Source organism: Kitasatospora sp. NPDC048239 (assembly GCF_043202015.1).
Taxonomy (GTDB): domain Bacteria; phylum Actinomycetota; class Actinomycetes; order Streptomycetales; family Streptomycetaceae; genus Kitasatospora.
In genome coordinates, this window is the sequence record NZ_JBICZP010000010.1 from 61174 (window position 1) to 70415 (window position 9242).

General features: G+C 74.4%; 12 protein-coding genes. 5 read left to right on the forward strand and 7 right to left on the reverse strand.

What is annotated here, in order from left to right; genetic code table 11:
- The first annotated feature begins 38 nt into the window (after positions 1 to 38).
- Positions 39 to 1604, forward strand: a complete 1566-nt coding sequence (locus tag ACGFZP_RS25365; RefSeq protein WP_392937094.1) for a protein kinase — start codon at positions 39 to 41, stop codon at positions 1602 to 1604.
- A gap of 34 nt (positions 1605 to 1638) precedes the next feature.
- On the opposite strand, the gene ACGFZP_RS25370 is transcribed toward ACGFZP_RS25365, so the two are convergent.
- Positions 1639 to 2058 (reverse strand): nuclear transport factor 2 family protein, encoded by a 420-nt coding sequence (locus tag ACGFZP_RS25370; RefSeq protein WP_392937097.1) that lies wholly within the window; start codon positions 2056 to 2058, stop codon positions 1639 to 1641.
- Positions 2059 to 2272: 214 nt separating this feature from the next.
- On the opposite strand from ACGFZP_RS25370, the gene ACGFZP_RS25375 reads away from it, so the two are divergent.
- Positions 2273 to 2650 carry a VOC family protein gene (locus ACGFZP_RS25375; protein WP_392937099.1) on the forward strand — a complete coding sequence of 126 codons (378 nt, stop codon included), beginning with the start codon at positions 2273 to 2275 and terminating at the stop codon, positions 2648 to 2650.
- Here the strand turns inward: ACGFZP_RS25375 and ACGFZP_RS25380 are convergent.
- From ACGFZP_RS25380 to ACGFZP_RS25390, 3 genes are all read right to left on the reverse strand, one after another.
- The gene (locus ACGFZP_RS25380) at positions 2647 to 3192 is read right to left on the reverse strand and encodes a potassium channel family protein (protein WP_392937102.1); all 546 of its coding nucleotides are present in this window, start codon (positions 3190 to 3192) and stop codon (positions 2647 to 2649) included. The genes ACGFZP_RS25375 and ACGFZP_RS25380 overlap by 4 nt on opposite strands.
- A gap of 143 nt (positions 3193 to 3335) precedes the next feature.
- Positions 3336 to 3644, reverse strand: a complete 309-nt coding sequence (gene tatA / locus ACGFZP_RS25385) for a Sec-independent protein translocase subunit TatA (protein WP_392937618.1) — start codon at positions 3642 to 3644, stop codon at positions 3336 to 3338.
- Between the two features lie 175 nt (positions 3645 to 3819).
- Positions 3820 to 4191, reverse strand: coding sequence for a YidH family protein (locus ACGFZP_RS25390; RefSeq protein WP_392937104.1), 372 nt, complete (start codon positions 4189 to 4191; stop codon positions 3820 to 3822).
- A gap of 209 nt (positions 4192 to 4400) precedes the next feature.
- Between ACGFZP_RS25390 and ACGFZP_RS25395 the strand changes: the two genes are divergently transcribed.
- Positions 4401 to 5264 (forward strand): DUF3626 domain-containing protein, encoded by an 864-nt coding sequence (locus ACGFZP_RS25395; protein ID WP_392937107.1) that lies wholly within the window; start codon positions 4401 to 4403, stop codon positions 5262 to 5264.
- Here ACGFZP_RS25395 and ACGFZP_RS25400 read toward each other — a convergent pair.
- Both ACGFZP_RS25400 and ACGFZP_RS25405 read right to left on the reverse strand, forming a co-directional pair.
- Positions 5261 to 5905 (reverse strand): class I SAM-dependent methyltransferase, encoded by a 645-nt coding sequence (locus ACGFZP_RS25400; protein ID WP_392937110.1) that lies wholly within the window; start codon positions 5903 to 5905, stop codon positions 5261 to 5263. The genes ACGFZP_RS25395 and ACGFZP_RS25400 overlap by 4 nt on opposite strands.
- 120 nt (positions 5906 to 6025) lie before the next feature.
- Positions 6026 to 7603 (reverse strand): MFS transporter, encoded by a 1578-nt coding sequence (locus tag ACGFZP_RS25405; protein WP_392937112.1) that lies wholly within the window; start codon positions 7601 to 7603, stop codon positions 6026 to 6028.
- Positions 7604 to 7726: 123 nt separating this feature from the next.
- Here ACGFZP_RS25405 and ACGFZP_RS25410 point away from each other — a divergent pair, with 123 nt between their 5' ends.
- Entirely contained in the window at positions 7727 to 8314 is a 588-nt protein-coding gene (locus tag ACGFZP_RS25410) for a TetR/AcrR family transcriptional regulator (protein ID WP_392937115.1), read from the forward strand.
- Positions 8315 to 8356: 42 nt separating this feature from the next.
- Here the strand turns inward: ACGFZP_RS25410 and ACGFZP_RS25415 are convergent, their stop codons facing one another.
- The gene (locus ACGFZP_RS25415; RefSeq protein ID WP_392937118.1) at positions 8357 to 8674 is read right to left on the reverse strand and encodes a cupin; all 318 of its coding nucleotides are present in this window, start codon (positions 8672 to 8674) and stop codon (positions 8357 to 8359) included.
- 116 nt (positions 8675 to 8790) lie between these two features.
- Here ACGFZP_RS25415 and ACGFZP_RS25420 point away from each other — a divergent pair, with 116 nt between their 5' ends.
- Positions 8791 to 9060: a hypothetical protein gene (locus tag ACGFZP_RS25420; protein ID WP_392937120.1), complete on the forward strand. Its 270-nt coding sequence runs from the start codon at positions 8791 to 8793 to the stop codon at positions 9058 to 9060.
- The last annotated feature ends 182 nt before the right edge of the window (positions 9061 to 9242 follow it).

Consider the following 9242-nt stretch of genomic DNA (forward strand, 5'->3'; position numbering starts at 1 on the left):
CCGCCCGGCCCCGCCACCCCGGCCGCTATCGTGCACAGGTGCACGTGCCGGTCCGGGGCCCCGGGCAGGGCAGGCGAGGGGAGCGGTTCCAGGTGATCGGACGGGCGCTGAACGGGCGTTACGAACTCGTCGAGATACTCGGCGTCGGCGGGATGGCCACGGTCTGGCGCGGGGTGGACCACGTGCTGGGCCGCCAGGTGGCCGTCAAGGTCCTCAACGGGGGCCTCGCCGACGACCCGCGCTTCGCCGAGCGGTTCAGCCGCGAGGCGCAGCACGCGGCCATGCTGGTCCACCCGAGGATCGTCATGGTCTTCGACTCCGGCGTGGACCAGGGCTCGCCGTACATCGTCATGGAGCTCGTCCAGGGCAGCTCGCTCGCCGCGCTGCTGGCGCAGCAGCCCGGCCTCCCGGTGGAGCGCGCCGTCGGCATCGCGGCGGCGGTCTGCGAGGCGCTGGAGGTCGCGCACGGCGCGGGGCTGGTGCACCGGGACATCAAGCCCGGCAACATCATGATCACGAACGACGGGGGCGTGAAGGTCGTCGACTTCGGCATCGCCCGGGCCGGCGCCTCCAGCAACCTCACCCAGGCGGCCTCGGTGCTCGGCACCGCGGCGTACCTGTCCCCCGAGCAGGCCACGGCCTCCGACCTGGACGGCCGCACCGACCTGTACGCGGTGGGCTGCGTGCTGACCGAGATGCTCACCGGCGCCCCGCCGTTCGTCGCCGAGACCCCGGTGGCGATCGCCTACAAGCACGTCGGCGAGCAGCCGGCGCCGCCGTCGGCCCGCAGAGCCGGCCTGCCACCCGCCCTGGACGCCGCCGTCCTGCGCCTGCTCGCCAAGGACCCGGCCGACCGGCCCGCCCACGCGGCCGCGGCCCGGTACGAGCTCCTCGCCACCATCCCGGGGCTGGCCGTCTCCGACCCGACCAGTGAGCTGCTCGCCGCCGCCTCGGCCGGCCAGGCCACCCGGCTCCTGCCCCCCGTTCCGCTGCCCGCCCAGCCAGCCCAGCCGGCCACCTCCCTGATGGCGCCGGTCCCGGCCCAGCCGCCGCTCGGCGCGCCGGTCCGGGAGAGCGGCCGCAAGCCGCTGCTCCTCGGCGCCCTCGGCCTGGTCGGCATCGCCGGGGCGGCGGTCCTCGCCCTCACCGCCTTCGACGAGCCCGCCACCACCCCGGCCGCCGCCAAGCCCGCCCAGAGCGCTCCGGCCGTCCCGGCGCCGGTCCCCTCGACCGCGGCCCCCACCCCCTCGGCCGCCCCCACGGCCCTCCCCGCCCCGACCCCCGCGCCCAGCGCCTCCCCGGTCCGCACCCAGGCGGCCGCCACCCAGATCAACGCCCTGCGCCAGAACGTCGCCCAGGCCCAGATGCCCAAGGAGCGCGAGCGCCAGCTCGACCTCCTGCGCACCCTCGACGACGCCACCGCCCGGCTCAACGAGGGCCGGCCGGCCGATGCCGTGCAGGAGTTGAAGAACGCCCAGCGGACCGTCCGCGACCTCTCCAAGAAGCACGCCATCGACGGTCCCACCTACCAGAGCTGGAACTCCCGCCTCGGCACCCTGATCAACTCCCTGCACGCCTCCGCCGACGACCAGCAGGACGACTAGGGCGCGGACAGGGCCCAGCCCCCGTCCGGGCCGCTCAGGCCGCGCCCGCCGCCTGGGCGGCCCGCATCATCGCGAGCAGGCCGCTGAGGTCCCTGTCGACGGTGAACTCCCGCAGGAGCGTGGTCCAGCGGCCGTCCTGCTGCCGCCAGACGAAGTTGTAGAGCGCCGGAACGCCCCCCTCCTCCCGCCGCATGATGATCGATCCGACGCCGCCGTACGCCGTGGTGGCCACGAAGGTGACGTCGTCGATCGACTCGCCGACCGTCACCCCCTGCTCCTTCATGGCCCGGAACCGCGCCATGAACTGGGCCTTGGTCAGCGTCACGCTCCGCCCGGCCCCGTCGACCCTGAGGTTCTCGAACTCCTCGTCGTAGAGGGCGTCGAGCGCCTCGACGTCCATCGCGAGTCCGGCGTTCAGGTACTCCCGCATCCGCTCCACGAGCTGCTGGTCCATGGTCGGTCCTCCCCCTGCTGTCGGTGATCCGGTCCCCAAGGTCCCACCCGGCACCGGCAGCACGCCCACAGCCCGCTGTCAGCCCGCCGTCGCCGACCCGCCCGGCGGGAATGAACGGGGCGTGCACCGGGCTGGGGGTGATGGGCCGCGCACGCCCGCCGCCTGGGGTGCCCGGGGCCGGGCGGGGCGGGCGCACGCGTGAAGGGTGGAACACATGCTGAGCATCGGGTCCGTCGTCCTGGGCGTCGCAGACGTCCGCCACGCGGCCGCGTTCTGGACGCAGGCGCTGGGGTACGTGCCGCGCGAGGCGATCGGGGACCGCTGGGTGGTCCTGGCGCCCGCCGAGGGCCCCGGCGTCCAGCTGGCGCTCGGCCGCAGCGAGTCACCCGTCCAGGAGCACCCGCGGGTCCACCTCGACCTGTACGCGGCGGACGCCGCCGACCAGGCGGCCGAGGTCGAGCGGCTGGTCGCGCTCGGCGCCCGGCGCGTCGACTGGGACCGCTACCCGGAGGATCCTGACTTCGTCGTGCTCGCCGACCCGGACGGCAACCGCTTCTGCGTCATCGACACCAGCCGCGGCCTGAGCGGCTAGCCGCTGTCGGGGCGCCGCCGCACCCGGCTCTCCACCCCGCTGCGGACCGCCTGGGCCAAGGTCCCCGCCGCGGTGGCCAGGAAGACGAAGTTGTAGACGATCTGCAGGATCACCACCAGCCGCGGCCCCTGCCCGGAGGCGGTGATGTCGCCGTACCCGACGGTGGCCATGGTGACGATCGTGAAGTAGAGCGCGTCGAGCCGGGTGGTCAGCCCGATGAACTCGCCGGGGTTGGCGGCGAGGACGAAGTAGGTGCCGGCGAAGACGGTCAGCGACAGGCAGATCAGGAAGACCAGCCAGACGCCGGGCCGACGGCCGGTCCCCCGCAGGATGTCGATGATCCGGGCCAGCAGCAGGCCGGTCAGGCCGGTGAGCACGGCGGCGAACACCAGCCAGCTGAACACCGGGCGGTGGGCGCCGAGCGAGCGTAGCGGCAGGGTGAAGTACCCGATCATCAGCAGGACGAAGGAGCCCAGCAGCAGGCACCAGGCCCGCACGTCGATGCGGTCCCGGGCGGGCGGTGGAAGCTGGTTCTCGGACATCCCGCCCAGCCTGTGGGAGCGGGCCGGGATCCGCCTGCCGGAGTGCTCCGTCCGGGCGTCCCGCGGGCCGGGCCGGGCCGGACGGGAACGGGCCCGGACGCGACAGAGCCCCCGCCGGCGACGGCGGGGGCTCTGTCGGAGGATCAGGCCGTGGTGGAGCGGGGGGTCTCGGTGGCCTTGGTGATGTTGGTCGGAGCGACGGCGGCCGGGCGGGCCTGCGCGTCGGCCGGCTGCTGCGGGGCGGCGGTGCTCTGCGCCGTCCCCGGGGCGGCGGCGGCAGCGTCGGCGGCCGGTGCGTCGTCCTCGCGCAGAGCCTTGGTCTCCGCCTTGAGGATGCGCATCGACTTGCCGAGGCCGCGGGCCATCTCCGGCAGCTTCTTCGATCCGAACAGCAGGATAACGACCGCCAGCACCACCAAGAGGTGCCAGGGCTCAAGACCGTTCCGCAGCATCCTGGCCACCGGTCCCTTCTTGTCTAGAGTCACGGGAGGGCAAAGCGCCCGACCTGGCCAGTATGCCTGGCCCCGGCGGCGAACGTATACACCGGCCGGGAAACGCTGGTCAAAAAGCAGGTGTTGCTCAAGCGAGCCCTGAGTAGTGGTCTAGGCCATTTATGTCGGGGGGCCGTCAGTTCGCATATCCGACGAGCAGCCCGCAGAAGATGGCCGCCACCAGGGTCACCCCCACCGCCAGTGCCAGCATGTACGGGGAGTGCGGCAGTGGTGCACCCGCCCGCATCGCCGCCTCGATCCTGGTCCACCGCCGGTACGCGGCGGCGCCGAGAACCGCCCCGCCGAGCGCGCAGACCACGGCCAGCGCGATCCGCAGCGGCGCCGGAGCGACGTCGGGTGTGAGCTGGTCCACCGCGATCCCGCCCGCGAGCAGGCCGAGCGCCGTCCGGATCCAGGCCAGGAAGGTCCGCTCGTTGGCGAGCGAGAAGCGGTAGTCCGGCTCCTCGCCGCCCGCGTCGCCGCCCTCCTGCTGGTCGGGCTCCGGCATCCCCACCGTCCTCCACCTCGGGCTCTTCCGTACCGACCCTAGGCTCCCCGGCACAGCCCCGCAGCTCGGCACCGCCCCGCAGCTCGGCACCGCCCCGCAGCTCGGGACCGCCGCGTAGCCCGGGACCGCCACGGTCCGTGCGACCCGGCCGCGCGGCCTCGCCGCGAAACCGGATGCGGGCGCCGCCCGCCCTGGGGCACACTGCGCCGATGACATCCGACCGCCTCCAGCCGTCCCAGCAGCAGGCCCTGCACCACGTCACGGCGCGGTCCACCGGCACGCCCGTCGATCCGGGGCTGCGCATCACGCTCAACTTCCACCCCGACCGCCCGGCCGGCGACCGCTCGATCCTGGCGGGGCTGGCGCAGGACGGTGTCTACCGCTCCCAGTTCGTCACCGGTACCGGCAACGGCGGCCTGACCGCCCACCCGGGCGGGGACCGCTGGAACTGGGAGAGCCGGATCTTCGGCGGCGCGTACGACGGGGCGCCGGCGCCGGAGCGCCCGGTCTACGGCGCGCTGGACTTCCGCCGTCGGCCGCTGGGGGCCGCCCCGCGCTTCGGCTCCGCCCACTTCAGGCTGACCGGACCGACCCTCGCCCGGGCCACCTTCTGCTACCCCGACAGCTTCCTCGAACCCTCGGACTTCGGCGTCGCCGACCGGATGGACCTGATCGGCCTCGCCGAGGCCGACATCGGCCGCGAGGACGACCTGGACGTCTACATCGAGGCCCAGGTGCACGGCCCGGTCCGCCTGGACCGGGACGTCGAGGCCCTCGTGCTCGACCCCTGCTACCGCGGCACCCCCGTCGAGGCCGAGGCCCGCCGGCTGCCCTGCCCCGTCGAGTGGCACCCGGGCCTGCGCCTGCACACCGACGTGCTCCGCCGCCACCCGGAGTTCCGCGGGCCCGAGTACGTCGCCCTCGGCCTGGCGATAGCCGAGGACGGGCTGCTGGACCCGCGCATCATCGGCGACGCCGTCCGCGCGGGCCGGCACGATCCGCAGGACCTCAAGAAGGTCTGGCACCACCTGGCCCGCTTCGGCTCCCCACTGCCGACCGCTCCCCAGCCCTAGTCGCGGCGGGCGAGCAGGTAGCCGCGGAGGGTCTCGGCCTCCTGCGGGTGGTTGGCGCGCTCCAGCCGCGCCTGCACGGTGAACCCGGCGTCCGTCAGCTGCCCGGCGACGGCCTCCAGCTCCAGGAAGTGGAAGTCCACCTCGACCTCGTGCCCCCACCACTCGTCGAGGTGCCGCACCTCCGTGCCGAGGTGGAACGCGAGCAGCAGGCAGCCGCCGGGCCGCAGGACCCGCCGCATCTGCGCGAAGGCGGGCCCGAGTTCGGCGGGTTCGAGGTGGATCACCGAGTAGAGCGCGACCGCCGCACCGAACTCGCCGTCCGCCGCCGGGAGTTCCAGCAGGTCCCCCTGCCGGAACTCCACCCCGGGGTGCTCCCGCCGGGCGATCTCCACCATCGCCGGGGACAGGTCGATGCCCACCACCTGCGCCCCGCGCTCCGCCAGCCACGCCGCCACGTGCCCCGGCCCGCAGCCGAGGTCCGCCACCGGGGCGCCGTTCTTGACGGCCTCCTCGGCCAGCATCCCCAGCAGCGCCCGGTCCAGCGGCTTGTCCGCCAACTCGCCCCCGATCCGCTGCCGGTACTCCTCCGCGACGGTGTCGTAGCTCGCCTGGACCCGCCCGTGGCCACCCGTTGTCGACATGGCCCCAGCGTGGCACGGCCGTTGCCCGGGCGTCGGGGCGGGGTGGGCAGCGCGAGAGCCCCCGCCCGGGTGGGCGGGGGCTCTCGATGACTCGCGTGAGTGGATCGGGGTGGCGGTGCGTCAGATCGCGGCCGGCGCGGCCTCGACGTCGGCGTCGGCGGGGGCGTCGGCGGGGGCGGCCGGGGCCTGGGCGGGGAGGTGCTTCATCAGGTGGTAGGCGAAGGCCGCGGCGCCGAGGGCGAAGACCAGGCCGACGACGGCGGCGACGTGCAGGCCGTCGGTGAAGGCGGCGCGGGCGGTCTCCAGCAGTTCGGCGCCGATCCGGTCGGGCAGGTGGGCGGCGACGGTGACGGCTCCGCCGAGGGTGTCCTGCGCGGCCCGGGCGGCCTCGCCGTCCACCCCGGCGGGCAGGGCGCCGTCCAGCTGCGAGCGGTAGACGGCGGCGCCGGCGGCGCCGAGCAGGGCGATGCCGAGGGAGCTGCCGAGCTCGACGGCGGTCTCGGAGGTGGCGGAGGCGGCGCCGGCCCGCTCGATCGGGGCGGCGGAGACCACCATCTCCGCGGTGAGGGTCATGGTGCCGACGGTGCCGGCGGCCAGGACGCCCGCCGCCGTGAGGATGAGGGCGAGCGGGGAGTGCGCGCCGACCGCGGTCATCATCACGAAGCCGCCGGCGCCGATCAGGAAGCCGCCGGACATCAGGACCGCGGGGCGGACCTTCCCGGTGAGGGCGGCGCTCAGGCCGACGGCCGCACCGACGCCGACGCTCGGGACCAGCGCCCAGAGCGAGGCCTCCAGCGGGCTCATGCCCTTGACCAGCTGCAGGTACTGCGAGGTGAAGAGGGTGAAGCCCATCATCGCGAACATGGCGATGGTGTTGACGGTGATCGCGCCGCTGAAGGTGCGGATCCGGAACAGCCCGAGGTCGAGCAGCGGGGCGGCGGCGGTGCGCTGGCGCCACACGAAGGCGGCGGCGAACAGCAGCCCGGCCGGGACGGCCAGGGCGGGCAGCAGGCTCCAGCCGTCCACCGACAGGGTCTTGATCCCGTAGACGAGCGGCAGGATCGCGGCCAGCGACAGCACCGCGCCGGCCAGGTCGAAGCGGCCGGCCTGCGGCGAGCGGTACTCGGGCAGCAGCACGGGGGCGGCGAGCAGGACCAGCGCCATCACCGGCACGGCGATCAGGAAGACCGAGCCCCACCAGAAGTGGTCCAGCAGCAGGCCGCCGGCCACCGGGCCGAGGGTGGCGCCGGCGGTGAGGATGCCGCCCCAGGCGCCGAGCGCGACCTGGCGCTGCTTGGGGTCGTGGAACATGTTGCGGATCAGCGCGAGGGTCGAGGGCATCACGGTGGCCCCGGCGGTGCCGAGCAGGGCGCGGGCGGCGATCAGCTCACCGGCGCTGTCCGCGCCGGCGGCGAGCAGCGAGGCGCCGATGAACCCGGCGGCGCCGATCATCAGCAGCCGGCGGCGGCCGATCCGGTCGCCCAGCGAGCCCATCGTGATCAGCAGCCCGGCCAGCAGGAACGAGTACATGTCCATGATCCACAGCTGCTCGGTGCCGCTCGGCGCCAGCGTGGTGGAGATGAACGGGACGGCGAAGAAGAGCACGCCCATGTCCATGGTCAGGACGAGGGTCGGGAGGAGGAGGACGGCCAGGCCGATCCATTCGCGACGGCCTGCGCGGCCGGTGGTTGCGGTCATGGGGAAGACGGTACGGACGTGTCAGACGTTTGTCTAGTACGAGCGTCTAAATCGTCCGTGCGAGACGAAAGTCCTAGACGTATGTGCAAGACATTCGTCCAGATCTTCCGTAGCATCGGAGCCATGGGAAACCGCGAAGACCTGATGGCCGGCGCCAAGCGCTGCCTGTACGAAAAGGGATACGGGCGCACCACCGCCCGCGACATCGCCGCCGCCTCCGGCGTCAGCCTGGCGGCCATCGGCTACCACTTCGGCTCCAAGGAGGCGCTGCTCAACGCGGCGCTGATCGAGGCCACGGGGGAGTGGGGCGAGACGCTGGCCGCGGTGGTGGCGGATGCGGCCTCGGCCTCGGGTGACCCGGAGGAGCGCTTCATCGCCGTCTGGGACGGGGTGAAGGGCACCTTCGTCGAGCACCGGGGGCTCTGGGCGGCCCAGTTCGAGGCGATCGCGCAGATCGCGCACGCACCCGAGCTGGAGAAGGCGTTCAGCGAGTCGCAGCGGATGGCGCGGCTCGGACTGGCCGCGCTGTTCCAGGGGCTCCCCGAGGTGCCGGACACCGAGGAGGAGATCGCCCGCGGCATGTTCTACCAGGCGCTGGTGGCCGGGATGGCAGCCCAGTGGATGGCGGCGCCCGAGCAGGCGCCGACCGGGCGGGACTTCCTGCGCGGACTGCGGCTGGTCGGCACAAGCGTGCTGAACCCGGCCTCCTAGCCGCTCCCCGCCGTGGGCCGGCCCCGCGGCCGGCCCCGGGGGTCAGACGGTCACGGCGGTCAGCAGCACGACCGAGTCGACGTGGGCCAGCAGTCCGTGCCGCTCCTGCGGGACCGGCTCCAGCCGGCCCGCCGACAGCTCCTGCAGCCGACCGGCGATGGTCAGCGAGACCCGGCCGCGCAGCACCTGGATGCTGGCGGCGCTCGGCGCGCTGTGCTCGTCCAGCGCGGTGCCGGCGGTCAGTGCGATCACCGTCTGCCGCAGCACGCCGTCGTGGAGCACCAGGTGGGCGCTGCGTCCGTGCGGGCTGGCGGCGGCCTTGGCGGCGTGTTCGTCGGCGAGCTGTTCGAGATCGACCATCGCGCGTCCTCCCAGGGCGGGGGTTCTTCCCCGGCCCAGCGTCGCGGACGGGCGGGTGTCCCGCACCTGGAGGTACTCGGCGTGCGGCGGTCGCCGAGTGCCCCCATGGTGGAGGCATGGCGACCAACAACAACAGTTTTCTCAGTGGGTTTCAGGTCAACCGCCCGCTGCTGGCCGGCGGCGCGGTGCTCACCGGAGTGGGTGCGGTGCTCGGACTGGCCGGTGCGGCCATGGTGTGCGGGGCACTGGCCTCGGCCGGCCGGGGCTGGGTGCAGCAGCTGGACACCCCGCCCTCCGCGATGGCCCAGCGTGCGCTGCGCGAGGCGAAGGTGGCCTCGTCGGCGGGCTGGGACGCCTGGCGCGCCGAGCGCAGCTCGGCCAACTAGGTCCTGTCCGGGCCCTGTCCGGGCTGTGTCGGACACGCCTCCGGGCCCGGCCGGGCCCGGAGGCGTGTCGGGGGCGGGGGGGCCCCGGGGGGGGGGGGGCCCCCCCCCCCCCCGCCACCCCGGCCCGGGGGGGACCCCGGGGGGGCCCCCCCCCCCCCCCCAAGGGCCCCCAAAACACGACA

Excerpts from the sequence above, each read along its gene's own strand:
- ACGFZP_RS25415 (WP_392937118.1), bottom strand. The coding sequence starts at position 8,674 with ATGGTCGATCTCGAACAGCTCGCCGACGAACACGCCGCCAAGGCCGCC.
- ACGFZP_RS25405 (WP_392937112.1), bottom strand. The coding sequence starts at position 7,603 with ATGACCGCAACCACCGGCCGCGCAGGCCGTCGCGAATGGATCGGCCTG.
- ACGFZP_RS25395 (WP_392937107.1), top strand. The coding sequence starts at position 4,401 with ATGACATCCGACCGCCTCCAGCCGTCCCAGCAGCAGGCCCTGCACCAC.
- ACGFZP_RS25400 (WP_392937110.1), bottom strand. The coding sequence starts at position 5,905 with ATGTCGACAACGGGTGGCCACGGGCGGGTCCAGGCGAGCTACGACACC.
- ACGFZP_RS25410 (WP_392937115.1), top strand. The coding sequence starts at position 7,727 with ATGGGAAACCGCGAAGACCTGATGGCCGGCGCCAAGCGCTGCCTGTAC.
- ACGFZP_RS25375 (WP_392937099.1), top strand. The coding sequence starts at position 2,273 with ATGCTGAGCATCGGGTCCGTCGTCCTGGGCGTCGCAGACGTCCGCCAC.
- tatA (WP_392937618.1), bottom strand. The coding sequence starts at position 3,644 with ATGCTGCGGAACGGTCTTGAGCCCTGGCACCTCTTGGTGGTGCTGGCG.
- ACGFZP_RS25420 (WP_392937120.1), top strand. The coding sequence starts at position 8,791 with ATGGCGACCAACAACAACAGTTTTCTCAGTGGGTTTCAGGTCAACCGC.
- ACGFZP_RS25390 (WP_392937104.1), bottom strand. The coding sequence starts at position 4,191 with ATGCCGGAGCCCGACCAGCAGGAGGGCGGCGACGCGGGCGGCGAGGAG.
- ACGFZP_RS25370 (WP_392937097.1), bottom strand. The coding sequence starts at position 2,058 with ATGGACCAGCAGCTCGTGGAGCGGATGCGGGAGTACCTGAACGCCGGA.
- ACGFZP_RS25380 (WP_392937102.1), bottom strand. The coding sequence starts at position 3,192 with ATGTCCGAGAACCAGCTTCCACCGCCCGCCCGGGACCGCATCGACGTG.